This window comes from Mucilaginibacter sp. OK283 (assembly GCF_900110415.1).
Classification (GTDB): Bacteria; Bacteroidota; Bacteroidia; order Sphingobacteriales; family Sphingobacteriaceae; genus Mucilaginibacter.
In genome coordinates this window covers 298898-324909 of sequence record NZ_FODR01000007.1, presented here as the reverse complement: position 1 = coordinate 324909, position 26012 = coordinate 298898, and the positions used below count along the sequence as shown (strand labels likewise).

Below are 26012 nucleotides of genomic sequence, written 5' to 3'. Positions count from 1 at the left end.
AAACCGTATTATGTATCTGGTTACAAGAGGCAAAGTACCAAGAGGGAATTTTTATAAACTTATTACCAATCCATATTTAAACAGTTTATAATTTTTTTCGTTTCTTTGTAGTCAATTGAAAGAGTTAGACATAGATATGGCGTGGTTTAAACGAGAGTTGAAAGGGATAATTACGACTACTGAGGAAAAGAAGGAAACCCCTGATGGTATCTGGAATAAGTGCCCTAATTGTAAGAAACCTTTACACTATTCTGAGCAGGTTGAAAATCAATATGTTTGCCATTACTGTGGCTTTCACCTGCGTATAGGTTCAAAAGAGTATTTTTCTGTTTTGTTTGATAATAACGAGTTTACAGAATTATTTGCCGATTTAACATCAGGCGATCCGTTGCATTTTGAAGACACCAAAAAATATACCGACAGGTTAACAGAAACCCAGGCAAAAACCGGCTTGAAGGATGCTATCCGTGCAGCTGTTGGCAAAATTGACGGACAAGACATTGTGATTGCCTGTATGGATTTTAATTTCATCGGCGGTTCTATGGGTTCGGTAGTAGGCGAAAAAATTGCCCGCTCGATAGATCACAGCATAGCCAACAAAATTCCTTTTCTGATGATATCCAAATCTGGTGGTGCAAGGATGATGGAAGCCGCGTTTTCATTAATGCAAATGGCCAAAACATCGGCTAAGCTGGCTTTACTATCGCAGGCTAAAATACCTTATATATCTTTATTAACCGACCCTACAACAGGCGGCGTTACGGCATCATATGCTATGCTGGGCGATATAAACATTGCCGAGCCTGGTTCATTGATTGGCTTTGCCGGCCCAAGGGTTATTAAAGAAACTATCAAAAAAGACTTGCCAAAAGGATTCCAGACCGCAGAGTTTGTTCAGGAACACGGTTTCCTTGATTTTATAGTTGACCGCAGAGAGATGAAAGAGAAACTGGCGTCGTTTTTAAAGATGATGAAAAACTGAGTTTCTTTAATTCGATATAAAAACAAAGGCTACCCGTTTTGGGTGGCCTTTGTTTTTATATCGAAAATCATTTTGTTATACAGCCCGATAGTGCACCGGCCCCCGGTATATCACGATCGGGAAGATCGGCAAAGCTGCCGTCTTCATGCAAAACTTTCAGGTTTTTTCTGTTTGGACCATTCCTTTCAAGCGTATGATTACCCGTCGTCATATCCGCATTAACGTTAGTGCCCCTTATCCACATGTCGTTCCCCTGGTTTTGGTTTAGTTCTCCATACTTTCTCATGATCATATCCTCCTCTATATTTTAGGTTAAAATATTAATTCTACAAAACATCATTAGTACTTGGTTTATAGCTGTTCATTCAATTGGTGGTAAGCCCGGGCATCCTGATTATGTGTGGGATTTTAGGTCGTTGTCATAAACCTTGTATACTATATCAACTCATTATTATTCTTTTTAGTATTCCGAAAAGCATGCGGAGAGGTAATTGCTGTCATGGTTGTGCAGACTGCTTATGACCGTTCTTTTAACAATGTTATTTCTTTTTATAGGGTCACGAAATTTTCAAGTTAGGATGGCAAAGGGGTTATCCGGTTATTGGAAGAAATGATAACAAAGAAGAGGCAGGCCGGTACGGATAGCCCCTTCTTATTTTCAAGCAGCGAGTTCTATAATAATTTAAGTCCTTGGCTTATATGCCTTCGGTACCCGGTTCGTGCCCTACCATGCGGCCTGTTGTCCGGCCCTGAGGGCGACTTGCAAAATCTGTTTTAGCAGGCCCCACTGATGGAAACTCCTTTTTATTTGGCGGGGTTACGTCGGTTTGTTCGCTATAAGATGTATCGGCGCCTCTATCAGGCTGGTCAACTTCGGCCTGGGAATGGCTGCCAACGCCTTCTGCTCTTGTTTTACGTTCTTCGGGCGTTTCGTTTGGATACTCGCCGCTTACATCAAACTCTTCGTCCAGATCATCGCCATCATCTTCCAAATAACGGTTCGCGTTATAGGCATCGCCGTTGTTTGCAGAAACCGAACGGGCATTTTGATAATTGCTATCCTGGTTTTCCCAGGTTTCATTATTCATACTCATAGGTTTTAATTTTAGTTGCTAATTAGTAAACCCATTAAAATACTATATTGTTTTCTAATTAAGAAAATAACTTTCAGTGTAAATATGCAGATTAACTTAGTTGAGGGCTTCGCCGTTTCAGATGTGCAGATGGAGGATTAGTGGCACAAAAAATACTAAAATGGCGCTAAGTCATTGCGAGACAAGTGCGGCAATCGTGGACTGCAATTTTTCTGTCATCCTTGACGAAGGAAGAATCTGTCAGCAGTGCATGACCGATAGAAAAGTTCGCTAATAGATCCTTCGTACCTCATGGATGACAGTTTTCATTTTACACGTCATTGCCCCCTCGGAATCCACGGATTTTACTACTCCCATAACGTGTCAGTAAAGGATTTACGCACTCACCAAACAAAGTTCCTTTACCTTGGCTACCGTGAAATCAACTTCGTCTTTGGTGTTGTATTTGGAGAAAGAGAATCTTACCGATGGTCTTGATGAGCTTGCACCTATCGAGGTAAGTACATGCGAGCCAATATCGGTTCCCGAGCTGCAGGCGCTGCCGCCTGATGCTGATATGCCGCTGATATCTAAATTAAATAACAACATATCGGCCATTTCCATTTCCGGGAAAGCAACGTTGAGTACAGTGTATAAACTTTTTTCAGGATCGGTTTCGCCGTTGAAATTTACGCCGGGAATTTCGCTGGTTAATTTACCCAGCATGTATGATTTTAGGCCCTGTATATGAGCCTGGTGTTGCTCCATTTCGGCATAAGCCAACTCCAAAGCTTTTGCCAGGCCAACAATTCCGTAAATATTTTCGGTACCGCCACGCATGTTGCGCTCCTGCGAGCCGCCATATATTAAAGGCTTTATTTTAATGCGGTGGTTAATGTGTAAAAATCCAACACCTTTAGGCCCATGCAGTTTATGACCGGCGCAAACCAAAAAATGAGTTTTAAGCTTGCTCAGGTCATGCTGGTAGTGTCCCATGGTTTGTACCGTATCGCAATGATAAATGGCGTTATAAGCCTCGCAAAGGTCGCCAATGCGGTTCATATCCGATAGAGTGCCAATCTCGTTATTGGCGTGCATAATAGATACAAAACTCCTGGCATTGTCTTTTAGTAAAGTTTCCAGGTGATCGTAATCTACATTGCCTTTACTATCAATATTAACAAAGCTTAATTTGATGATACCCGATTTTTCCATGGCCTCCAGCGTATGTAATACGGCATGGTGCTCAATGTGGCTGGTTATGGCATGGGTAATGCCATGATCAATTATGCCGCAGCGGATAGCGGTATTATCGGCTTCGGTACCGCTTGATGTAAAAAATATCTCGGCAGGCGAAGTATGCAGCAACCCGGCTATGGTTTTGCGCGATTTTTCGATTAGCGTGCGTGCCTCCCTGCCGTGTGAATGGATTGACGATGGGTTCCCATAATGGTTTTCCATCACTTTATACATTTCTTTTAAAACTTCAGGATCAAGCGGCGTAGTAGCAGCATTATCAAAATAAACACGCATCGTTATAGTAATTATTGATTTATTGAATTACAGAATTATTGAATTAAACAGATCCTTCGATCAACAATTCATTAATCCGATAATGCAACAAATGGGTCAGTTAACTTGTAAAAACTCTTTATTAAATTAAGACTTAATGATTGGAATTAACACACATCGTTATCGTAATCAATAAATTAAACTGATTCTTCAATCAATAATTCAGTAATTCAATAACTCAATAATTAATTCAAACTTAATGATTCGGTTAATGCCTAACTCAATAATTCATTAAATCAATAATCCAAAAATTAATTCAAAATCTCTTTAATATCAGCGATTATCTTATTTGCCAGCCCGTTTGCAACCGTTTCTGAATTGCCCTCGGAGTAAATACGGATAATCGGTTCAGTATTTGAACGACGCAAATGTACCCATTCTTTATCAAATTCTATTTTCAAACCGTCAATTGTTGAGTGCGGTTGCTTCATATATTTTTCTTCAACCTTACTCAAAAGGGCATCAATGTCCATTTCTGGGGTTAAAGTGATCTTATTTTTCGAAATAAAATAACCGGGATATGACCGGCGCAGGTTTGAAACCGATTGGCCGTATTTAGCCAGGTGGGTTAAAAACAAGGCAATACCCACTAAAGCATCGCGGCCATAATGTATTTCGGGATAAATAATGCCGCCATTACCTTCACCGCCAATAACAGCATTAACCGCTTTCATTTTGTTAACCACGTTCACCTCTCCTACTGCCGATGCGTGGTATTCGCCGCCGGCAGTTTCGGTAACATCGCGCAACGCGCGGGTTGATGACAGGTTGGATACCGTATTACCCAAATTATTCTGCAGCACATAATCGGCCACTGCAACCAGCGTATATTCCTCGCCAAACATGTTGCCATCCTCGCAAACAAAGCAAAGGCGGTCAACATCAGGGTCGACAGCTATCCCCAAATGGGCGCGTTTATTTAATACTTCTTTTGACAAAGCTGTCAGGTTTTCCGGCAACGGTTCCGGGTTATGCGGAAAATTACCATCGGGTTCGCAATACAATTCGTGAACAGTATTTACCCCCAATGCTTTTAGCAAGGCAGGTACAAAAATACCTCCGGTAGAATTTACACAATCAATTACAATATTAAAATCGGCCTTCTTTATAGCTTCCACATCAACCAGTGGCAAAGCCAGTACAAGGTCTATATGTTTTTGAAGCCAGCTATCGTCCATCGTAACTTTACCAAGATCGTTCACATCAGCGTACGTAAAATCGCTGTTTTCGGCAATTTCCAGCACTTCTTTACCATCCGCATCGCTTATAAATTCACCATCGGCATTAAGCAGTTTAAGCGCGTTCCATTGTTTAGGGTTGTGGCTTGCGGTTAAAATAATGCCGCCTGCTGCCTGCTCGCCTGTAACTGCAACCTCAACAGTTGGCGTGGTCGAAAGGCCAAGGTCAATTACATCTATGCCAAGGCCTTGTAAGGTACCTATTACCAGGTTATTAACCATGGCGCCCGATATGCGGGCATCGCGGCCTATCACAATTTTTTTGATCCCCGATTTTTTTACTGCCCAGGAGCCATAAGCCGACGTAAATTTTACAATATCCAGCGGTGTTAAACCATCGCCGGCGGCACCACCAATGGTACCGCGTATCCCCGAAATTGATTTTATAAGTGTCAAAATTGTATTTGTTTTTGTTGGACAAAAGTAAAATATTTAAACGACAGGCTTGTACAATTTATATTTTTCTGCAAACGTTTGCTCAGTAAAAAAGGCCTCAAACAACTTCAAAAAACTATTTTATAACTATTTGCTTCTTTTACCACAGATAACGCCGTTTAGCTTTTATCTGTATATAGCTGGTAAAACATGAGTCTTTTATCTGTAATTAGCCGCCTGCTATAAAACTTGTTTAAAGTATTTGATAACTTTGGGGCTTTACTATAAAATTCATCAATGCCTGATTACATCTTACAACTCGACCGGCATTTATTTTATTTCATCAACCACGACCTGACTAATCCGTTCTTTGATCTGGTTATGCCCTGGTTTCGTAATCCTAAATTCTGGATTCCGCTGTATATTTTCATTATTGTTTTTTCTTTATGGCGATATAAAAAAGTGGGCGCTATCATCGTCATCCTGTTAGCAACAACTGCTGGCTCTGCCGATTTTACGAGCGCTACGCTCATCAAGCACCAGGTACAAAGGCTTCGCCCCTGCCGCGATCCGGTAGTTGGTTTAACCGATATTAACCGCATTCCATGCGGTACGGGTTACAGCTTCCCGTCAACCCATGCAACAGATCATTTTGCCATGGCTATATTTTTATGCCTTGTTTTTGGCAAAAAATGGCGCTGGGTATGGTTTGCTGCAATTTTTTGGGCCGCGCTGGTGTCATTTGCCCAGGTGTATGTGGGAGTGCATTTTCCTGTTGATGTAATTTGCGGGGCTATTTACGGCTCGCTTGTAGGGATGCTGTTTGCCTTTATTTTTAAAAGAATACAACCTGCCTTTTAATGGAGATCTGGAAAGTTTTACTATTGTTTTTAAGCGCCTCATTTGGTGGTTTATCTGTTTTTTTATTCAGGGGCGATAATCATAAAATGCTCAAGCTTGTGTTGTCTTTCAGCGGGGCATACCTGTTTGGCATAACCGTTTTGCATTTAATACCCGATGCTTACCACGGCAATGATAATTATGTGGGCGTATTTATCCTGATCGGGTTTCTTTTCCAGATTGTTTTAGAGCTATTTTCTGACGGCATTGAGCATGGCCACATGCACAAACACCAGCACGACCTGATGGTTTTTCCGGTGGGTATTATGGTAAGCCTTTGCCTGCACGCTTTTTTAGAGGGCATGCCATTGGCGCAAGGTAACCAGGATCAGTTGGTTTATGGCATAGCATTGCACCATATACCGGCCGCATTTGCTTTAGGCACCGTGCTGCTTACCAACAAGCAAGGCCGTAATAAAACCGTGTTTTTCATTTTGTTATTTGCCGTAATGGCTCCGGCCGGATACTTTTTTAGCAATACATTAAGCACCGGCAACATTGGTAACCTGCAGCATTACTTTAACCGGATAATGGGTATGGTTATTGGTATATTCCTGCACATATCCACCACAATTTTATTTGAATCAAGTGCCGATCATAAATTCAATTTACGAAAAATGGGGGCTGTGCTTTTGGGTGTCGCTATTGCGTTGGCCGGAAGCTCCCTAACCGATTAAGCCCCCTAACCCCCTAAAGGGGGAACCATAGTTGAAAATTCAAATTAGTAATTCAAAAAGTTCCCCCTTTAGGGGGTTAGGGGGCTTAGGGGTTAATTAATGATCTTTAACATTTTGATATACAATTCAATACCCTCTTTTATTTCATCTATATATACAAACTCATCAGCGGTGTGTGACCTTGCCGAATCGCCAGGGCCAACTTTGATGGATGGGATATCCAGCAACGACTGATCTGAAGTAGTTGGAGAGCCATAAGTTGTACGGCCCAAAGCTAAACCTGCCTGCACAATAGCATGCTCTTTGGGAATTGATGATGGTTTTAAGCGGATAGATCTTGGCTTTACATCGCAGCTTACATGCTGGCGGATGATTTCCAGAACCTCCTCATTTCGGTAGGCATCGGTAACCCGAACATCAACCGTAAACACACAACTTGCCGGCACCACATTATGCTGCGAACCTGCGTTGATAATAGTAACCGACATTTTGATCGGCCCAAAAACTTCCGATTCTTTAGGGAACTTAAAGCTGCGGAACCACTCAATATCTGTTAGCGCTTTATAGATAGCGTTATCACCTTCTTCGCGGGCTGCATGGCCGGCTCGGCCATGAGCGGTACAATCCAGCACCATTAAACCACGTTCGGCAATGGCCAGCTGCATTAGTGTAGGCTCGCCTACTATTCCGAAATCAAGCTTACCCAGTTCGGGGATAATCAATTCAAGTCCGTTTACGCCAGAGATCTCCTCTTCGGCAGTGGTCGCCAGGCAAAAATTATATTTCAGGTTTTCCCTGTCATGAAAATAAAGAAATACCACTATCAACGATACCAGGCACCCGCCGGCATCATTGCTGCCCAGGCCAAATAGCTTACCATCTTCAATCCTGGCATCATATGGGTCGCGTGTGTAGCCCGAGTTTGGTTTCACGGTATCGTGATGTGAGTTGAGCAGTATTGTTGGCTTTGCCGGATCAAAATGCCTGTTCCAGGCCCAGATATTGTTAAGCTTGCGATGGGTGGTTACGCCATGTTGTTGTAAAAACTCGTTAATCAGATCTGCGGTGCGGTCTTCTTCTTTACTGAAGGATGGTATAGATATCAGTTGCTGCAATAATGTAACTGCCAACTGGTATAAATTGTTGCTATCGGTCATAGATGTCGGGATAATTCCCATGAATGTTATGCGGGCAAAATTAATAACTTTTTATGTAACGATACTGATAAACGAATGGTATTAATATTCGGGTTTAAATTAAAATTGTAGTTTTGAAATTCAATCTATTTATCCAAAACAATGAAAAAAACATCAATCTTATCTATCCTGTTTTTAATGCTGATGGCAGGCACTTCCTACGCACAGCAAACCAGTAACTACAACAAAAACGGCTACAGGCTTACTTTTATTAATTATGATAACACGCTTGATACCGCATTGAAAACCAAACTGATAAATACATTTTATAAAGTATATCCTGAACTGGCAAATGCCTACAACAAAAAAACACTGAAAGCAGTTACCATGATTATTGATACCAACTACAAAGGTGTTGCCGAAACTGCAAACGGCATTGTTACCATAAGTTCGCGCTGGATGCACCAACGCCCGGAAGACATTGATGTAGTAACTCACGAAGTAATGCACATTGTACAGGATTATGGCCAAAGCACCGGCCCGGGCTGGTTAACAGAAGGTATTGCCGATTATGCCCGGTTTAAATTTGGCGTTAATAATCCGGCAGCAAACTGGTCGTTACCGGCATACAAGACCACTCAAAATTATGATAACAGTTACCGCGTTACCGCGCGTTTCCTGGCGTGGCTGGAAAAAAGCAAGCCCGGAATTGTGAAAACTTTCGATGGCAAAATGCGCGACCATACTTTTACCGACGATACCTGGAAACAGCAAACCGGCAAAACGCTGGATGAACTTTGGAAAGATTATTCAGCAAACCCAACTGTCTGAAATCAGAATTAACAGAATGAACCTCTGTCTAAACCGGAATTTGTCGAATTATTTGAATTTCCAGAATTTTGGAAATTCAAATAATTCCTTAATTCGACAAACTACCGTTTAAAAAAACATTTGCATATACAGGTTGTTTAAGCAGGCGAAAGGGTAAGTAACATCTACCCTTTCGCCTTTTAATAAAAATAAAATTTGGTATTTAAATAAATATCCGCTTATCTTTGAAGCATTATTTGGTAGCAATACCATAGTCAATCAATTCTCCGCATAGTTCGGGTATTGATTTATAAAGAAGCGGCGAGAGATCAGGCTCACTGACCCGCTGGCAACCCTTCAATTTTGGAGAAGGTGCCAATTCCTGTCCCGGCAAATAACACCGGGGGATATAAATTTATAGCCATGAAAAGTTTTAATACAATTACTAAAAGCAACATTTTTAATACCCAAAACGGTAACATGCAACATATTAGCCCTTCTATCGGCAATATTTGTATGTGTTGCTGCTGTTGATGTTTAATACGTCCCTTTTTTCAATCCCTGAAAACATACGTGTTGTAAAACTGGTAAACATTTTATCAGCTTGCTAAAATCCATCTAAACAACAAAATTTAATTATAACCTTTCAAAATCTACAACTATGTCAGCCTTAAAATTCGAAACCTTACAATTACACGCCGGCCAGGAAGTTGATCCTACTACTGGCTCACGCGCGGTACCGCTTTACCAAACTACTTCGTACGTATTTAAAAGTGCCGAGCATGGTGCCAACCTGTTTGCACTAAAAGAGTTTGGCAATATTTATACCCGCTTAATGAACCCCACTACCGATGTGTTTGAAAAACGCATTGCCGCTTTAGAAGGTGGTGTTGCGGCTTTGGCCACTGCATCGGGCCAGGCCTCCCAGTTTATAGCTTTAAATAACATATTACAGGTTGGCGATAATTTTGTGAGTTCGCCATTCTTATATGGCGGCACTTACAACCAGTTTAAAGTAGCCTTTAAACGCTTAGGCATTGATGTGCGTTTTGCTAAAGATGACACCGCCGAAAGCATTGAAGCTTTAATAGATGATAAAACCAAAGCCATTTACCTGGAAACCATAGGTAACCCAGGTTTTACAATTGCCGATTTTGATAAAGTTGGCGCGCTGGCAAAAAAATACGACTTGCCGCTTATTGTAGATAATACTTTTGGAGCAGGCGGCTATTTATTCCGTCCGTTGGAGCATGGCGCAAGCGTAGTAGTACAATCAACCACCAAATGGATTGGCGGCCATGGTACCAGCATTGGCGGTGTTATTGTTGATGGCGGCACTTATAACTGGGGCAACGGAAAGTTTCCGCAGTTTACCGAGCCATCCGAAGGTTACCACGGATTGGTTTTTGCAGATGTGTTTGGCGTTGGCGGTCCGTTTGGCAACATTCAGTTTATTATTCGTGCACGTGTAGAAGGATTGCGCGATTTTGGCCCTTCGCAATCGCCGTTTAATTCATGGCTCAACATCCAGGGATTGGAAACACTATCATTGCGGGTGCAACGCCATGTGGATAATACATTGGAACTGGCCAAATGGCTTGATCAGCATCCGCAGGTAGCATCAGTAAACTATCCGGGATTAGCATCATCCCCGTACCACGAATTAGCAAAAAAATACCTGAAAAATGGTTTCGGAGCGGTGTTGTCTTTCGAGATTGATGGCGATAAAGAAGCAGCGGGTAAATTAATTGATAACCTGAAACTGGTAAGCCACCTGGCCAATGTGGGCGATGCTAAAACATTGATCATTCAGCCATCGGCAACAACACATCAGCAGCTATCAGATGAAGAACAGCTTTCGGCAGGCGTTACCCCAACATCGTTAAGGGTAGCGGTTGGTATTGAGCATATTGACGATATAAAAGCAGATTTTGAACAGGCATTTGCCAAAATAAAAGAGGCGCAAGCCGAATTAGCATAGTGGTGAGTAGTGAGTGGTGAATGGTGAGTGAATAAAAAACTCACCACTCACTACTGCCCACTCACCACTATCAACATGATAGAAGGATGAATACAGAAATATTTAAGTACACACAAACTTTTGAGTTGGAATCGGGCGAACAACTACAGCAACTGGAGATAGGCTTTCATACGTATGGCCGCTTAAACAAGGAGCGGGACAACGTGGTATGGGTATGCCACGCCCTGACAGCTAATGCCGATGTTTTTGATTGGTGGAAAGGTTTTGTGGGCACTGGAAATAAATTCAACCCTGAAGAACATTTTATAGTTTGTGCCAATATTTTGGGTTCGCCATACGGTACAACCAACCCTTTAAGCACCAATCCGGCAAATGGTTTGCCGTATTTTTTAACATTCCCGCAGTTTACTATCAGAGATATAGTAAAAGCACACCAGTTATTAGCCAGCCATTTGGGTATCGGCAATATTCATATCCTCATTGGTGGCTCATTGGGTGGCCAGCAGGCCATTGAGTGGGGTATTATTGAACCCAATCGTATCAAAAACCTTATTTTGATAGCCACCAACGCGCGTCATTCGCCATGGGGCATCGCGTTTAATGAGTCGCAGCGTTTGGCTTTAAGTGCTGATACGACCTTCAACAATAACACTATCGAAGGTGGCCAAAACGGATTAAAGGCTGCCAGGAGCATAGCGCTGCTCTCCTACCGTACTTATAAAACTTATGGTATAACACAACAGGAGGAGGTTGATAGCAAAACCGATAATTTTAAGGCCTCAACCTACCAGGAATACCAGGGCCAAAAACTGGTGAACCGGTTTAATGCCTACAGCTATTGGTATTTAACTAAGGTGATGGATTCGCACAACGTGGGCCGTAACCGAAATGGTGTTGAGAAAGCACTAAGCCTTATCAAAGCCCGTACCCTGGTTATTGGCATCAAGTCGGACGTGTTATTTCCCATCGAAGAGCAGGAATACCTGTTCAGGCATATTCCCAAATCGGCCTTTGCCGAACTGGATTCGTTTTATGGCCACGATGGTTTTTTAATTGAAACAGAAGCATTAACAAATATTATCACATCGTTTTTTAAAACTGATGTAAAAGGAAAAATTATAGAATTGCAACGTACAGCGTAATGAGTAAAAAGTTAAGTATAGGATTATTTGGATTTGGCGTAGTTGGACAGGGGTTATATGATATCATCAAGACAAAAAATTTAAACATCGAAATTGTAAAATTTGCTATCAAGGATCCGCACAAAGAAAGGTCCCTGCCGGCAGATTTATTCACCACAGATAGAGACGAGTTGCTGAACAACCCAGAAATTAATACCATTGTAGAATTAATTAACGATACCGAGGCGGCTTTTGAAATAGTATCAAGAGCATTAAGCAGCGGAAAAAACGTGGTGTCGGCCAGTAAAAAAATGATAGCGCTTCATTTGGAAGAGTTGATTGAGCTACAGCATACACATGGCACGTCATTATTATACGAGGGCGCGGTTTGCGGTAGCATCCCTATTATCCGTAACCTGGAAGAGTATTATGATAATGAATTACTGCACTCTATAAGTGGAATTTTTAACGGATCATCTAATTATATTCTATCCAAGGGCTTTATTGAGGGGCTTGATTATGATAGCGCCTTAAAACAGGCGCAAGACCTTGGTTTTGCCGAGACCGACCCAACCAGCGATGTAGGTGGTTACGATGCCAAATATAAGCTGGTAATTGCTGCGGCACATGCCTATGGCGTTATAGTACAGCCAGATGAAGTTTTTAATTTAGGCATCCAGAACCTTGCTGCCCAGGATTTACAATACGCCCGCGAAAAGAACCTGAAAATAAAGCTGGTTCCCGTAGCTAAAGAATTGGACGATAGCAATGTGGCCATGTTTGTATTGCCTAAATTTGTTAACAGTACCGAATTTTTATATAACGTGGAGTACGAGTACAATGGTGTAACAGTGCAGGCCGCTTTTGCCGACCAACAATTCTTTTTTGGAAAAGGCGCCGGCGGCCATCCTACCGGATCGGCCGTGCTATCAGATATAGCAGCATTGCGCTATAGCTATCAGTATGAATACAAAAAAGCCAAGGAAAAAACCGGGCTTCAATTTACCAATAATGTAGAGTTTGACATCTATTTAAGGTATGATGACGAACGTTTGGTAGAAGATTTGAAATTTATATCCATAAAAGAGCGCTATTACTCAGGTGATTATAAATTTGTGATTGGAAAAGTTAATTTACAAAACCTGATTGATAACCAATCGCAAATAGCTGAAGGAAAGGCATTTGTTGCATTTGCTGGTCAGCTTACCGGGGTTAGCCTGGCATCAGTATAAGCGGGCTTCAGCGCGTCAATGTATATTAAATCTACTTTATTGAGTTTACAAATAAGAGAGGCCCGTCCGGGCCTCTCTTATTTGTATGGATTTAGTATCCGCTTATTACTTCGCAAAAAAAATAGCAATACGCTTACCAAAGGCAACTGCTAAAATACCTACAAATACTCTCGTTATCGATGATATTACCGCGTTTTTATCGTTTTCGCTGGACATGTTGTATATGCGGTACAGCAAATCAGGAACGTTATTAACAATAAGCAGGCCACCGATGATAATAAGTGCTATCTCGTATATCACTTTTCTATCAGCAAACAGTTTTATATTTTCTTGCTTATCTGTTGCATTAGTAACCGCCCTGGTAATCAACTTCGTACCGGCTATTAAAAAAATAGACAAGGCCAGCATAAAAATAAAGTTTATGATATTTAGCCAAAAAAGGTTCATTTGCTCAGAAGCATGGTCGGAGCCTGAAAGAGCATTAAACGTTTTTAAAAAGGTAAAAAAACCGGGAACTTTGGATAGGTTGGAAACCAACAGGTAAACACCAAGTATCTTTATGGTTATTTCATAAATATCAGACTTCTTCATTTTTTGTTTTAGCGTATGGTTTATAGTTAATCGGGACGACTAAGATAAACAAATACGCTGCATATCTCCATGAAAATCAAATCTCAATCTAAATAATAATGCCTTATCTGGTTTAACCCGTGGTCCAGTTCATAAACCCAGGGTGTGGCTGTGGGGATTTCAAGTTGAGTCACCTGCTCATCGGTAAGGCAATCTATGTATTTAATTAATGAACGCAGGCTATTGCCGTGGGCAACCACAATTACCTTTTGGTTGCGGCGCAAGGCACTTACAATGGTTTCGTTCCAAAAGGGCAATACTCTATCCATTGTCTCGCTAAGGTTTTCGGTGAGTGGTAGCTCGCGATCTGTTAAATTTTTATAGCGCAAATCGTGACCGGGAAACCGTGGATCATCGCGGGTAACAGCAGGCGGGTGTTCATTGGGGTCGCGCCGCCATTTTTGAACCTGTTCGGCACCGTATTTGGCTATGGCTTCATCTTTGTTCATTCCCTGTAACGCGCCATAAAAACGTTCATTAAGCCGCCATGATTTTTCAACCGGAATCCATAAATGATCCAACTCCTCCAATATAAAATGCATGGTTTTAATTGATCGCTTTAAATACGAAGTAAAACCGACATCAAAGTTATAACCATTTTTTTTAAGGATTTGCCCTGCTTTGTGGGCTTGCTGATAGCCATTTTCAGACAAATCGACATCTTCCCAACCGGTAAAACGGTTTTCGAGATTAAAAATACTTTCGCCGTGGCGTATCAATACTATTTTTTGCATAGGTATTTGCTTAACGCAAAAGTAAGTGCAGAGTTGTAAATAAAATTGTAAAATATTCATAAATCACTTAGCTTGCGTTATAAACCAACTAATACTAAACCAATATGATCCCTACTACACCTGCCCCTGTAAAGGATGGCATCGCTAATCCGGCGCCGCTTGGGCTTTGCGCCTTCGGTATGACCACCGTTTTGTTAAACATCCATAACGCCGGCTTTTTTGAAATGAATGGCATGATATTGGCCATGGGCATTTTTTACGGCGGCCTGGCACAGGTTATTGCGGGCGTTATTGAGGCAAAAAAGAATAACACATTCGGGCTAACTGCATTTACATCGTACGGATTTTTCTGGCTATCGTTAGTTGGCCTTATTGTAATGCCAAAACTGGGCTGGGCTACAGCAGCATCTGAAGGCGCTATGTGTGCTTATTTATCAGTTTGGGGAGTATTCACCTTGCTTTTGTTTTTTGGTACCTTAAAATTGAACCGCGCATTGCAGTTTGTTTTTGGATCGTTAACCATATTGTTCTTTTTATTAGTGGCAGGCGATGCAACAGGCAATCCTACTATTAAACATTTGGCTGGCTATGAGGGTATTATTTGCGGCGCATCGGCTATATACACTGGTATTGCCAATGTGCTAAATGAGGTTTACGGTCGTGTGGTATTACCAATAGGCCCTGTAAACGTTTAAAATAATCTTGCTAAATTGCGCAGGTGAAAGATTTTAAAAAATACTACAGCATACCGGCAACGCCCGACGAAATTTATATGGCCCTTACCAATCCCGTCACTATTGAGTTATGGACAGGTGAAACAGCTCAAATGAGTACCGAACCAGGTTCGGAATTCTCTATGTGGGATGGCAGCATTGTCGGTAAAAACATAGAATTTGAGCCCGGCAAAAAAATTGTACAGCAATGGTATTTTGAAGGTAAATCAGACGATTCAATAGTTACCATAAAACTACACCCCGATAAACAAGGCACATCTGCCGAAGTTAGGCATACCAACATACCCGATGAGGATTTTGACGACATTGCCGATGGCTGGACCCATAGCTACTTTGGCGGATTAATAGACTTTTTTGAAGGCGAGTGAGAGCTTGAGGTTAAAACATAAAAAGCGATGGTTATAATCCATCGCTTTTTATGTTTAATAAAGTACTTACAGGTCTGTATTACAAAAAGCTTAGCCTTTCCCAACCGCGTGTTGGTTAATCAAGCAAGCATTACAAGCCCAAAAGTGTGTGTACCGGTACGGGATGACACACCTTGAAACAACCTGACACGGGGTGGTACGGGGTGAAACACCCTGGAACGGGGTGGTACACCTGTTTATTATACCAGGCCATTTCCTCACATAAACCATAAAACTGTGATAATGATAACAGCCTTGAAAAAAGAAAAGCCCGCACGGGAAATTTCAATTCTGTGCGGGCTTCACTGTTTAGTTTGGAATTTACCTAAGCTTATTATTTATCAGCAACGCACCTGAATCCAAGGTGTTCCATGCCGCTGTCTTCGGTACTTTTCATCCGGCGGGCAACACGATAACCCGAACAGTAACTATCGTTGCACAGGAATGATCCGCCACGGATTACTCTCTTAATTGCATAAGGCTCGTCGGGGTCAAAACTTTTTGTAGCCCCTGTTGGATTTTTAACGCCCCCGGGCCTGCTAATCGTTTTGTAGTAATCGTTGTTATAATAGTCGGCACACCACTCCCAAACATTGCCGGCCATGTCAAATAAGCCGTAACCATTAGGTGCGAAGCTGGAGACCGGGGCTACACCGTAAAATTTATCTTTATTGGTATTTTTATCCGGGAAGTGGCCTTGCCATGTATTGGCTTTTGCTTTACCGGCGTCAACAGGCTCGTTGCCCCAGGGGTAAACATTGTTTGATAAACCACCACGGGCGGCCCACTCCCACTCGGCCTCGGTAGGTAAACGTTTGCCAGCCCATTTGCAATAAGCTACAGCATCATACCAGGAGACGTGCACCACCGGGTAATTATCTTTCCCCTTGATATTACTTTTAGGGCCATGCGGATGTTTCCAGTCGGCTCCCGTTTTCCAAACCCACCACTGGCTGTAATCATTCAAATCAACAGGATGAGTTGGTGCGCTAAAAACCAGCGATGCAGCAACCAGCAAGCTGTCAGCCGGCTTTTCAGTTCCGGGAGGCAGTTGCTTTTTCAATTCGTTCCAATCCGGTTTTTTCTCGGCGGTAGTAACGTAGTGGGTAGCTTTTACAAATTTACTAAACTGCGCGTTAGTTACTTCAGTCGCATCCATCCAGAAACCATTTACGCCTACCTGGTGTTTTGGATATTCATCTGGCGATGCCTGTTTATTATCGCCCCCCATCTGAAATGTACCCGCCTTAATAAAAACCATACCTTCATGGCCCGCGCTTACACCGGGTTTATCCAGCAAGGCGGCCTGGTGACCGGCAAGCGATGGAAAACGCGCCGGGATATTTGACTCGCAGCAGATAGCTTTTTTTTGCGGTAATTTAGTTTTAACCAAAATGCCTGCTGCAACCGGTTTGGGTTTACATGATGGTGCCGATAGGCCGATGCCTGCAATAACCAGGCCTAAACCTATGCGATATAGCCGTTTGCTTTTTATTATTAATCCTTTCATTACCACCTTAATTCTGCTATCTGTTTAATTTGCTTTAATATCCAGTATCGCTTTGGGTTTTATCAAATTAAAATCCAAAACTACATTATTTGCATTTACCCATTGCAGGTATTCTAACGAAAGCTTACGCACTACATCGGGGTTCTTTGCAGCTAAATTATTGGTTTCTCCCCTATCGTTATCAATATCATACAATTCCCATTGATTCACCGGGAATACCGACACCAGTTTCCATTTGCCTTCGCGAATGGCACGATTGCCCCATAGCTCCCAAAATAGTGGTTTATCGCGGTTAAGTTCCTCGCCTTTAAAAAACAATCCGGTAAGGCTCTTACCAATCAGCGGGTTGGTTTTGGTACCGTTGTAAGCTGCCGGGTATTTGGCGCCCGCCACATCGTAAAATGTTGGTGCAAGATCTACCAGGTGGGCGGTACCCCTTTCAATAGTATTTGCCTTTATTTTACCGGGGAACCAGGCAATCAGCGGCGAGCTCATACCTCCTTCATACAGCGCACCCTTAAAAGAACGCAAAGGCGAATTGGAAACAAACGACCAGTTTTTTCCCTGCGATTCAAACGATCCGGATGTACCTACCGGGCCTATATTACGGGCCGCGTGTACCTTACCGTGCGCTACATCTTCGGCAGGCGCGCCGTTGTCAGATATAAATACAATAAGTGTATTATCATCCTTTTTAAGCGCTTTTAACTTATCCAGCACTTTACCTACATTTTGATCCATCCTATCAACCATCGCGGCGTAAACCTCCATTTTGGCCTTCCAAAGCTGCTGCTCATCGTAAGTAAGATTATCCCAGTTGGGCACTTCGGCATCGCGTACGGCAAGCGGCTGGTTTGCATCGCGCAGGCCTAATTGTACCTGGCGTGCCAGGCGTTCTTTACGCAGCGAGTCCCAGCCTATGTTGTACCTTCCTTTATATTTGGCAATATCCTCGGGTAAGGCCTGTAAAGGCCAGTGCGGTGCGTTAAAAGTGAGGTACAAAAAGAAGGGTTTATTAGTTTTGCTTTGCTCATCTAAAAACTTAGCAGCATGATCGCCAATTTCGTCGGTCATATAATAACTATCATCCGGTTTATGCCAGCGTTTGTTATCCTCTTCAATAATAACCGGGTATTTGGCGCCCCCAAGTGGCATGTAGTCGCTATTAAAGTAATTGGCCGCGCCGCCTATAATACCGAAGAAATGATCAAATCCCCGTTGGTTTGGCCAACTGGTGCTATCGTTGCCTACATGCCATTTTCCCGACATTAATGTGCTGTATCCATTTTGTTTTAGCACTTCGGCCAAAGTCAATGATTCTTTGTTCAGGTAGCCCTGGTAAGCCGGTAAGCCCAGGTTTTGGTCAAAATAACCAATGCCCGCTTTGTGCTGGTCTTGCCCGGTTAATATAGATGCCCGGGTTGGCGCACAGATGGCGTTATTATAAAACTCCTTTAAACGCAGGCCTTGCGAAGCCAGCTTATCCAGGTTGGGGGTATGGATCTCGGAACCATAACTTCCCAAATCGGCGTAACCCATGTCATCTACTACAATAAGGATGATATTCGGTTTCTTTTGCTGGGCCTGTACCTGTTGCAAGCCTGCAACGGCTAACAAAAGCGTTGCGCATATAATGCTCGTTTTTTTCATCTGCTATTTCCCTTTAGGAGTTGTGTTTATCATCGACTTTTGATCTGCCTGGGCCACACCTGTTTTTTTATGGATCCTTTGCTTAAATACGTCGTCCCAATCAATAAAAGGGTAAATATTGTTCTTTTGCGCCTGCTCATCAAATAAGGCCTGTAACTCCTTTAGCTTTTCGGGGTATTTAGCAACCAGATCATTACGTTCGTTAAAATCTTTATCTAAGTTATAAAGTTCCCACTTATCCTTATTAAAATCTCTGACGGTATCGGCCGGGTTACGCGATGTATTAAAAAAAGTGGTATGGTGCAAGGCTTCGGCCTTCCATCCGTCTTTATAAATAGAACGAGAACCGAAGATATAATAATATTGCAAATTGTGCCTGGTTGGTGCAGCCGCATCAGCAAACGAGTAAACCAGCGACGTTCCCTGTAAGGTATCCTGCTTTATACCTTTAATGTATTCGGGGGCCTTAATACCCAGGTATTCGAGCGTGGTAGGCAACAAATCGTTAACATGGCTATATTGGGTGCGGATGCCGCCTTTATCTTTAATGCCTTTAGGATAAAATACAATTAGCGGGTTACGTGTGCCCCCCTCAGAGTTGGCATCTTGTTTCCAGTATTTAAATGGTGTATTAGCCGCCTGTGCCCAGCCTAACGGATAATTTACTTCGGTGCCTTTAGGCGTACCAATATCGTCTATTTTACTGAGATTGTATTTAATTGTTTCCTCTTCCGAACCACCGTTAGCTAATATAGAACGATCGATATCGCCATTCTGCGAGCCCTCTTTACTGGCGCCATTATCGCCAATTACTACAAATATCAGGGTATTATCCAGTTGGTTACTTTGTTTCAGATAACTTATTAAGCGCTCCGTTTCATGATCGGTATAGGTAAGATAACCTGCATAAACTTCCATAAAACGGGCATACAGTTTTTTTTCATCTGCCGATAGGGTATTCCAGGCTTTTATACCGGGGTTTCGCGGAGGCAGCACTGCGTTTGCGGGAATAATGCCTTTACGCTTTTGTTCGGCAAATACCTTTTCCCTGAAAATGTCCCATCCCCCGTCAAACTTCCCCTTATACTGGTCGCTCCACTCCCTGGCTACCTGGTGTGGCGCATGTGTGGCGCCCGGCGCGTAATACAGGAAAAACGGCTTATCTGGTGCCGCTTTTTGCTGGCGGGCAATGTAACTAATCGCTTTATCGGTTATCTGTTCGCTCAGGTGCCTTCCATCTGGTTTTACGTGGGCGTTATCTTCAACCAGGTCAGGCTTGTACTGGTCTGTTTGCGAACCAAGAAAGCCAAAAAAATGATCAAACCCTTTACCGCTTGGCCACCTATCAAACGGACCGGCATCGGTAGCATCCTCATCGGGCGTTAAGCCGTATTTGCCAACCGCAAAAGTGTTGTAGCCGTTCTCGCGCAATATTTCGGCAATGGTACCTTTATCCGCCGGGATGCGTCCATCATAACCAGGGAAGCCTGCCGATAATATGGTGTGCGCAAAGCCGCCCATGTGTACATAGTGATGGTTGCGGCCGGTAAGTAAGGCAGCCCTTGTAGGCGCGCAAATGGCTGCCGTATGAAAGTTGGTATAGCGCAGGCCATTATTGGCCAGGCTATCATAAGTTGGCGTATTAATGATGCCGCCAAACGCGCTTGTGGCGCCAAAGCCAACATCATCAAGCAAAATCCAGATTACGTTTGGCGCGCCTTTGGGGGCTGTAACCGGGGCGGGCCACCATTCTTTTGAATCGGCAAGTGTTTTGCCAACTTTTCCCTGGTAAGCCGGCGTTTGATTATTTTGCGCAAAAGCCGATGTCATGGCCGACATCACCAATGCCCCGGAAAGCAAAGTGCCCTTTGATAACCGGCTGATGGATTTAAAGTGTGTTTTCATGTGTTTTGTTTATATAACTCCGTTGATGATAATTTGATAAACCAACCAGTGTTAAGTCAACAGTACTAAGTCGTAAGTCTAAAGTTATTTTCCTTTTTTGGCTTTGAACTTAAGACTTTGAGCTAAAGACGATCCGTCAATTTATCGTTGACCCGACACTAATGGCTTTGTTAATTTGTATAGCCTGGGTTTTGCGTTAAGCCCGCATTAATACTAATCTCGCTTTGCGGAATAGGAAACAGGTAATTTTTTGCGCTCACATTGGTTTTTGTCGCAACTTTTGAAACCGCTTCAACCAACTTGCCTGTACGGGCCAGGTCAAACCAGCGCTGGGCTTCCTGTACAAACTCGCGCCGCCTCTCGGCGTAAAGCGAATCCCTGAACGCCGCCTGTGAAAGTCCGGGCGTTAAATCGCCTGTATTGGCGCGGTTCCTTACCTGGTTAATACCGCTGTAAGCATCGGCGGTTGCACCTCCAACTTCATTTAATGCCTCCGAGTACATCAACAGCACATCGGCATACCTGAGTACGGGGAAATTTATACTGCTTTGATTTGAAGTAAGCAGCACTGTTCTATCTACATATTTACCAAAATAAAAAGAGGGGTAAATTTTAACAACTCCGGTTGATGGGTTTGTGAGTGATGTGTAAAACGTAACCGCCCTCCGTGTATCATTGGCGCCAAATTGCTTGTAAACCGAACTGTCGGCCGGAATATCGGCAGGCACACTTACGCCAAAACCGGTGAACGCAGCTCCCATTAACGTACTGGTATTCCCCAGGCCTCCGTTAGAGTCAAATTGCGCCGAAAAGATATGTTCCTTACCGTTTTTGGTAGCCTTGTTAAACAAATCGCCGTAGTTGGCAACTAAACCATAACCATAGGGGCCGTTAATAATTTCTTTTGCCTTAGCAACCGCATTAGCCCAGTCTTTTTGAGTGAGGTAAACTTTTAACAGCAAAGTTTTGGCAGCCCCACCAGTAGCTCGGCCTATATCCGCGCCGGTATAGCCTGCAGGCAAGTTTTGGGCATCGGTTAAGTCGGCTATAACCTGTTTATATACATCGGCAGCCGGACTTCTGTTGGTTTTTAAACTATTTAAATCGGTGGATGTAGGGTCATGTAATACCAATGGCACGTCGCCCCATAGGCGTACCAGGTCAAAATAAAACAGGGCGCGTAAAAATTTGGCTTCCAACACCAGCCTCTTGCGAATGGTTTCATCAAAAGACATAGCCGGGATTTGATCGATAGCCACATTTGCCCTGCTGATACCTGTGTATAATTGTCGCCATAAAACCTGTACCCTATCATTTGTCGCCGTATAAGTAATGGAGCTAAGCGACCTTACATTTGGATTGATTGCAGACGGGCCGGCAGAAAGGTCATCGGTAGTCATATCCGTAAGGAAGTTGATCTCTCTGCCGTAAAGCGGCTGTTCTGTCCCATCGCTCACCAACTCGCCATAAACAGCGGTTACCCCGGCGACGGCATCCGACTGTGTTTTAAAAAATTGTTCTTTTACAATCACAGATGCGGGTTTTTCATCAAGTTTATTGCAGGAAAAAAGGACGCTTGCCACCCCCATCAGTATATATATCTTTTTCATTTGTGTTTAATTATTAGGTTAGAAAGTGACATTTAAGCCCACTAAAAAGGTTTTGTAATTTGGATAAGCGCCAAAGTCGATGCCTTGCGAGGTATTGTTTTGCTCAAACGAATTCACTTCCGGGTCATACCCTTTGTATTTGGTTATGGTGGCCAGGTTTTGAGCGGATACGTAAACGCGCAGCTGCTTGGCGCGGATTTTATTGAGCAACGTACCGTTGAAGGTATAACCCAGCACCACGTTTTTAAGGCGCAGGTACGATCCGTTCTCGATATACCTGTCAGACATTTGCGCTACCGGCGAATTTGTTGCCCTGGTTACATCGTTGGTTGGATTGGTGGGTGTCCACCTGTTGGCTACGCTGGCATAGGCATTGGCAGATAAATTGGTAATTTCCAGTTGCTGGCGCAGGGCGTTATAGATTTTGTTACCATACGAGCCCTGGAAAAACACCAGCAAGTCTACATGGCGGTAAGAGAAGTTGTTGGTAAAACTACCGGTGAACTTTGGTTGCGAGCTGCCAAGGTTGGTTTTATCGGCGGCTGTAATCAGGCCGTCGTTATTGGTATCCACATATTTGCGGTCGCCGGGCCTGGTATTAGCCTTGGTATCTAACGTAGGCGAACTGGCAATTTCTGCCGCCGACTGGAATATGCCGGCTGTTTTATAGCCCCAGAAAGTACCCAACGGCAAACCTACTTTTATATTAACCGGCTGCAATATACCCAAAGTGCCATTTGGCACAGCCGGGAAAAACGATGTTTGCGTTGCCCCCAGGCTCAAAACCTTATTGCGATTTAGTGCATATACTAAAGAGGTTTTCCAGGTAAAAGCCCCACCGCTGATGTTTTCGGTGTTGATACCAACCTCCAGGCCTTTGTTTTGTACGCTGCCTATGTTTTGCAACGACGTAGAATAACCTGTTGATAATGGGATGGGGATACTCAGCAACAAGTCATTTGTTTTTTTGTAATAAGCATCTAAAGTAAGGTTGATGCGGTTATCCAATAATCCAAGGTCGATACCAACATCATACTGCTTGGTTTTTTCCCATTTCAAATTTGGATTTGAGAGCCTGTTGGCTGCAAAGCCTGTTATCAGCACACTGTTAAAGTCGTAATTAACCGGCGATAAAGTTGCCAGCGACTGGTATTGCCCTATCTCCTGGTTTCCGGTCTCTCCGGCACTTAAACGCACTTTAAGGCTGCTGATAGATTTGATATTTTTGATAAAATCCTCTTCAACCGCGTTCCACGAAAAACCGGCTGACGGGAAGTAACCCCACTTGTTGCCAGCACCAAACCGCGAGGAACCATCGGCCCTGCCCGAAACCGTGAAATTATATTTATGCAGGTACGAATAGTTGATACGCGCCAGGTACGAGTTAAGGGCCCAGCTATACGCGCTTGATGTAGGTGTTGAAGTTTGTGAGCCGCTTTGCAGGCTATTATAAGTTGTAGCGCTGCTTACAAAGTTTTTTGAACCGGCGGTTGCTGCCTCACCGGTGGATTTTTGGGTAGTATAACCGGCAAGGATATTGATAAAATGTTTGTTATCGATAATTTTATCGTACGTAAGCGTATTTTCGTTAAGCCATGTATTTACGGTGGCATTACCCACACTTGCAATGCCCACAACTGCATAACCGTTGGCTGTATTTGGTCCTGCAAAGTAGTTTTGTTTGGTGCTGAGCAGATCGGCGCCGAGGCTGATTTTTGCCTTTAAACCCGGCAATAAAGTATATTCTCCGTAGAAATTACCTAATGATCTGTTGATGTTTGTTTTATTGATAACGTTCAACAGGTCATTGATCGGGTTAGACGGCACGCTGGTATATGGATTAACCAGGTTATAATTACCATTTTGATCTTTTATGGGTACTACCGGGGATGTGGTTATAATATTGGTGATCAAATTTGGGCTGCTCAAACTGGCCGATCCGGTATTGGCGGCTGCGCCTGTTGTAGTTGAATAGCTTGTAGTAGAGTTTATGCCGATCTTGAATTTAGAGGAGATATCACGCTCATAATTGGCGCGAAGCGAATACCGCTTAAAATTGGTATTGAGCACTATACCATCCTGGCTAAAATAATTGCCGGATACGGCAAACCTGGATCGTTCATCGCCACCGGTGAAGCTTAGTTCGTGATTTTGTACCGGTGCGTGGCGAAAGGCTGCATCCTGCCAATCACTTCCCTCGCCCAACGCGGCAATCTGATCGGCGGTGAAGGATGGCGCCTGGCCGGTGCTGGCTAATATATCATTCCGGAGGTTGGCCCACTGCGTAGCATCAAGCAATGGCAGTGTTTTGGTAATTCGTTGCTGACCATAATAAGCGCCGTAAGACACATCGCTTGTACCCCTCCTGCCCTTTTTGGTACTGATAAGGATAACGCCGTTAGCGCCTCTTGAACCATATATGGCGGTTGCCGAGGCGTCTTTAAGAATTTCGATAGATTCAATATCTGAAGGGTTGATGGTCGACAGTGCATTTACACCTGCGCCCGAACCCGAGCCTGTTGCCACACTTGCGTTATCATTATATACAGGGAAACCATCAATAACGTATAATGGCTCGTTACCGCCGGTGATAGAATTACCCCCTCTGATACGGATACTGGCAGAAGCGCCGGGCTGGCCCGAGCTTTGGGTTACGTTGACGCCTGGCGCCGAACCACGCAGCAAATTATCAACGGATGATGATACCTGGTTAAGGTTTTCTTTAGGTACCGACGAGATGGCCCCGGTAACATCGCTTTTCTTCTGCGTGCCGTAACCTACAACTACTACATCGGTAAGTTGGTTTACTGCAGGTTTAAGCTCTATCTGCACCGGGCTGCCGTTTACTGTAAGTTCTACTTTATCATAGCCAATAAAGCTTACCAATAAGGTATAAGGAAACTTTTGGCCCGTAACAAAATTAAACTCGCCATCGGAGTTGGTAGCAACAGCGTGGGTGGTGCCTTTAATACGTATAACCACGCCCGGAATAGGCTGTTTATTAGTAGCATCCACCACTTTACCGTATAGTTTGGAGTTGATAACCGATGGACTGCTTGTTTGCGAAAAAGAACCGAAAGGAATAAGTATCAGCAATAAAATGGCCGATTGTTTGAAGACTTTATAGGTACGGGAAAGATATAAAAACTTGGCATGGAGATATATTTCCATATATTTAAATGTTTTATGTTAATGATTATTTGTTAGTAAAACCGGGGATGAAGATCAGTTAGTGATTGGCGTTACGGGCTGATCTGCCATCCAAACCACCGGCAAGGCTCCCTTGCCGGTGTCATTTAAGGATAGTTAGTAAATCTTATTTCATCTTTTTAAGGGGCTTAAAGAATGTTGTAAATAAATGTTTTGTATAATTTTGAATGCCGCATACCTCTTCCCAAAAGCAAAAATTAAGCATCAAAAAAACAAGGCATTGTGCCGCGTTACCAACAACAGCAGTAACAGCACATGGGCTGTTGCAGAATAGCAGAAGAAAATTTAATGAACCCTGTTTCAGGATTAACAAAAGCGATCATGGTGGTATTTTTACATCGCAAATATAAAATAATTTCATTAAACTACTAATTCTATAGGAATTATATTTTTTATTACAATTTACCCCTTTTATAAAGGATAGTTAACCTACAATTAACAGAATGCCAATTTGAAGCCCTATAAATATTTTCTTTACGCCAACTTGGTTAGTCTGCCCAATTCTTAAGATATTTACCCAAAACA

At 43.1% G+C, this 26012-nt stretch carries 21 protein-coding genes and 1 riboswitch; of the genes, 9 read left to right on the top strand and 12 right to left on the bottom strand.

Annotated elements, in window-relative coordinates:
• Positions 1–136 precede the first annotated feature (136 nt).
• Entirely contained in the window at positions 137–982 is an 846-nt protein-coding gene (accD, locus tag BMX56_RS17880) for an acetyl-CoA carboxylase, carboxyltransferase subunit beta (protein WP_090651024.1), read from the top strand.
• Between the two features lie 67 nt (positions 983–1049).
• On the opposite strand, the gene BMX56_RS17875 is transcribed toward accD, so the two are convergent.
• The 4 genes from BMX56_RS17875 to glmM form a co-directional block, all read right to left on the bottom strand.
• Positions 1050–1268 (bottom strand): hypothetical protein, encoded by a 219-nt coding sequence (locus BMX56_RS17875; protein ID WP_143065465.1) that lies wholly within the window; start codon positions 1266–1268, stop codon positions 1050–1052.
• A 409-nt stretch (positions 1269–1677) separates the two neighbouring features.
• A complete protein-coding gene (locus BMX56_RS17870) occupies positions 1678–2076 on the bottom strand; it encodes a hypothetical protein (RefSeq protein WP_143065464.1) in 399 nt (132 codons plus the stop codon).
• A 375-nt stretch (positions 2077–2451) separates the two neighbouring features.
• Positions 2452–3588: a cysteine desulfurase family protein gene (locus tag BMX56_RS17865; protein ID WP_090651021.1), complete on the bottom strand. Its 1137-nt coding sequence runs from the start codon at positions 3586–3588 to the stop codon at positions 2452–2454.
• 290 nt (positions 3589–3878) lie between these two features.
• Positions 3879–5261, bottom strand: a complete 1383-nt coding sequence (gene glmM / locus BMX56_RS17860; RefSeq protein WP_090651020.1) for a phosphoglucosamine mutase — start codon at positions 5259–5261, stop codon at positions 3879–3881.
• A 276-nt stretch (positions 5262–5537) separates the two neighbouring features.
• Here glmM and BMX56_RS17855 point away from each other — a divergent pair, with 276 nt between their 5' ends.
• Both BMX56_RS17855 and BMX56_RS17850 read left to right on the top strand, forming a co-directional pair.
• Positions 5538–6101 (top strand): phosphatase PAP2 family protein, encoded by a 564-nt coding sequence (locus tag BMX56_RS17855; protein WP_090651019.1) that lies wholly within the window; start codon positions 5538–5540, stop codon positions 6099–6101.
• Entirely contained in the window at positions 6101–6817 is a 717-nt protein-coding gene (locus tag BMX56_RS17850) for a ZIP family metal transporter (protein WP_090651018.1), read from the top strand. Before BMX56_RS17855 ends, BMX56_RS17850 begins: the two co-directional genes overlap by 1 nt.
• A gap of 92 nt (positions 6818–6909) precedes the next feature.
• Here BMX56_RS17850 and BMX56_RS17845 read toward each other — a convergent pair whose 3' ends face one another.
• Positions 6910–7995 carry a M20 family metallo-hydrolase gene (locus tag BMX56_RS17845; protein WP_369829644.1) on the bottom strand — a complete coding sequence of 362 codons (1086 nt, stop codon included), beginning with the start codon at positions 7993–7995 and terminating at the stop codon, positions 6910–6912.
• Positions 7996–8115: 120 nt separating this feature from the next.
• Here BMX56_RS17845 and BMX56_RS17840 point away from each other — a divergent pair, with 120 nt between their 5' ends.
• From BMX56_RS17840 to BMX56_RS17825, 4 genes are all read left to right on the top strand, one after another.
• On the top strand, positions 8116–8784 hold the full coding sequence (locus tag BMX56_RS17840) for a basic secretory protein-like protein (RefSeq protein ID WP_090651016.1): 669 nt from the start codon (positions 8116–8118) through the stop codon (positions 8782–8784).
• A gap of 284 nt (positions 8785–9068) precedes the next feature.
• Positions 9069–9179: riboswitch (SAM riboswitch) on the top strand.
• Positions 9180–9424: 245 nt separating this feature from the next.
• On the top strand, positions 9425–10744 hold the full coding sequence (locus tag BMX56_RS17835; RefSeq protein ID WP_090651015.1) for an O-acetylhomoserine aminocarboxypropyltransferase/cysteine synthase family protein: 1320 nt from the start codon (positions 9425–9427) through the stop codon (positions 10742–10744).
• A gap of 86 nt (positions 10745–10830) precedes the next feature.
• The gene (gene metX, locus BMX56_RS17830; protein WP_090651014.1) at positions 10831–11886 is read left to right on the top strand and encodes a homoserine O-acetyltransferase family protein; all 1056 of its coding nucleotides are present in this window, start codon (positions 10831–10833) and stop codon (positions 11884–11886) included.
• Positions 11886–13097: a homoserine dehydrogenase gene (locus BMX56_RS17825; RefSeq protein WP_090651013.1), complete on the top strand. Its 1212-nt coding sequence runs from the start codon at positions 11886–11888 to the stop codon at positions 13095–13097. Before metX ends, BMX56_RS17825 begins: the two co-directional genes overlap by 1 nt.
• A 105-nt stretch (positions 13098–13202) precedes the next feature.
• Here the strand turns inward: BMX56_RS17825 and BMX56_RS17820 are convergent, their stop codons facing one another.
• Positions 13203–13688, bottom strand: a complete 486-nt coding sequence (locus tag BMX56_RS17820; RefSeq protein WP_090651012.1) for a hypothetical protein — start codon at positions 13686–13688, stop codon at positions 13203–13205.
• 83 nt (positions 13689–13771) lie between these two features.
• On the bottom strand, positions 13772–14461 hold the full coding sequence (gpmA, locus tag BMX56_RS17815; protein ID WP_090651011.1) for a 2,3-diphosphoglycerate-dependent phosphoglycerate mutase: 690 nt from the start codon (positions 14459–14461) through the stop codon (positions 13772–13774).
• A gap of 104 nt (positions 14462–14565) precedes the next feature.
• Between gpmA and BMX56_RS17810 the strand changes: the two genes are divergently transcribed.
• Together BMX56_RS17810 and BMX56_RS17805 are read left to right on the top strand one after the other, a co-directional pair.
• On the top strand, positions 14566–15156 hold the full coding sequence (locus BMX56_RS17810; RefSeq protein WP_090651010.1) for an acetate uptake transporter: 591 nt from the start codon (positions 14566–14568) through the stop codon (positions 15154–15156).
• Between the two features lie 23 nt (positions 15157–15179).
• Positions 15180–15563: an SRPBCC domain-containing protein gene (locus BMX56_RS17805; RefSeq protein WP_090651008.1), complete on the top strand. Its 384-nt coding sequence runs from the start codon at positions 15180–15182 to the stop codon at positions 15561–15563.
• Positions 15564–15936: 373 nt separating this feature from the next.
• On the opposite strand, the gene BMX56_RS17800 is transcribed toward BMX56_RS17805, so the two are convergent.
• The 5 genes from BMX56_RS17800 to BMX56_RS17780 all read right to left on the bottom strand — a co-directional run bounded on the left by BMX56_RS17800 (position 15937) and on the right by BMX56_RS17780 (position 25448).
• On the bottom strand, positions 15937–17112 hold the full coding sequence (locus tag BMX56_RS17800) for a formylglycine-generating enzyme family protein (protein ID WP_090651005.1): 1176 nt from the start codon (positions 17110–17112) through the stop codon (positions 15937–15939).
• A gap of 24 nt (positions 17113–17136) precedes the next feature.
• Entirely contained in the window at positions 17137–18762 is a 1626-nt protein-coding gene (locus BMX56_RS17795; RefSeq protein WP_090651001.1) for an arylsulfatase, read from the bottom strand.
• A gap of 3 nt (positions 18763–18765) precedes the next feature.
• Positions 18766–20667 (bottom strand): arylsulfatase, encoded by a 1902-nt coding sequence (locus BMX56_RS17790; protein ID WP_090650999.1) that lies wholly within the window; start codon positions 20665–20667, stop codon positions 18766–18768.
• A gap of 170 nt (positions 20668–20837) precedes the next feature.
• Complete coding sequence (locus BMX56_RS17785) at positions 20838–22277, bottom strand: RagB/SusD family nutrient uptake outer membrane protein (protein WP_090650995.1); 1440 nt, start codon at positions 22275–22277, stop codon at positions 20838–20840.
• An 18-nt stretch (positions 22278–22295) separates the two neighbouring features.
• Positions 22296–25448, bottom strand: coding sequence for a SusC/RagA family TonB-linked outer membrane protein (locus tag BMX56_RS17780; RefSeq protein ID WP_090650992.1), 3153 nt, complete (start codon positions 25446–25448; stop codon positions 22296–22298).
• Positions 25449–26012 lie beyond the last annotated feature (564 nt).

Excerpts from the sequence above, each read along its gene's own strand:
- accD (WP_090651024.1), top strand. The coding sequence starts at position 137 with ATGGCGTGGTTTAAACGAGAGTTGAAAGGGATAATTACGACTACTGAG.
- BMX56_RS17875 (WP_143065465.1), bottom strand. The coding sequence starts at position 1,268 with ATGAGAAAGTATGGAGAACTAAACCAAAACCAGGGGAACGACATGTGG.
- BMX56_RS17870 (WP_143065464.1), bottom strand. The coding sequence starts at position 2,076 with ATGAGTATGAATAATGAAACCTGGGAAAACCAGGATAGCAATTATCAA.
- BMX56_RS17865 (WP_090651021.1), bottom strand. The coding sequence starts at position 3,588 with ATGCGTGTTTATTTTGATAATGCTGCTACTACGCCGCTTGATCCTGAA.
- BMX56_RS17855 (WP_090651019.1), top strand. The coding sequence starts at position 5,538 with ATGCCTGATTACATCTTACAACTCGACCGGCATTTATTTTATTTCATC.
- BMX56_RS17850 (WP_090651018.1), top strand. The coding sequence starts at position 6,101 with ATGGAGATCTGGAAAGTTTTACTATTGTTTTTAAGCGCCTCATTTGGT.
- BMX56_RS17845 (WP_369829644.1), bottom strand. The coding sequence starts at position 7,995 with ATGGGAATTATCCCGACATCTATGACCGATAGCAACAATTTATACCAG.
- BMX56_RS17840 (WP_090651016.1), top strand. The coding sequence starts at position 8,116 with ATGAAAAAAACATCAATCTTATCTATCCTGTTTTTAATGCTGATGGCA.
- BMX56_RS17835 (WP_090651015.1), top strand. The coding sequence starts at position 9,425 with ATGTCAGCCTTAAAATTCGAAACCTTACAATTACACGCCGGCCAGGAA.
- metX (WP_090651014.1), top strand. The coding sequence starts at position 10,831 with ATGAATACAGAAATATTTAAGTACACACAAACTTTTGAGTTGGAATCG.
- BMX56_RS17825 (WP_090651013.1), top strand. The coding sequence starts at position 11,886 with ATGAGTAAAAAGTTAAGTATAGGATTATTTGGATTTGGCGTAGTTGGA.
- BMX56_RS17820 (WP_090651012.1), bottom strand. The coding sequence starts at position 13,688 with ATGAAGAAGTCTGATATTTATGAAATAACCATAAAGATACTTGGTGTT.
- gpmA (WP_090651011.1), bottom strand. The coding sequence starts at position 14,461 with ATGCAAAAAATAGTATTGATACGCCACGGCGAAAGTATTTTTAATCTC.
- BMX56_RS17810 (WP_090651010.1), top strand. The coding sequence starts at position 14,566 with ATGATCCCTACTACACCTGCCCCTGTAAAGGATGGCATCGCTAATCCG.
- BMX56_RS17800 (WP_090651005.1), bottom strand. The coding sequence starts at position 17,112 with ATGAAAGGATTAATAATAAAAAGCAAACGGCTATATCGCATAGGTTTA.
- BMX56_RS17795 (WP_090651001.1), bottom strand. The coding sequence starts at position 18,762 with ATGAAAAAAACGAGCATTATATGCGCAACGCTTTTGTTAGCCGTTGCA.
- BMX56_RS17790 (WP_090650999.1), bottom strand. The coding sequence starts at position 20,667 with ATGAAAACACACTTTAAATCCATCAGCCGGTTATCAAAGGGCACTTTG.
- BMX56_RS17785 (WP_090650995.1), bottom strand. The coding sequence starts at position 22,277 with ATGAAAAAGATATATATACTGATGGGGGTGGCAAGCGTCCTTTTTTCC.
- BMX56_RS17780 (WP_090650992.1), bottom strand. The coding sequence starts at position 25,448 with ATGGAAATATATCTCCATGCCAAGTTTTTATATCTTTCCCGTACCTAT.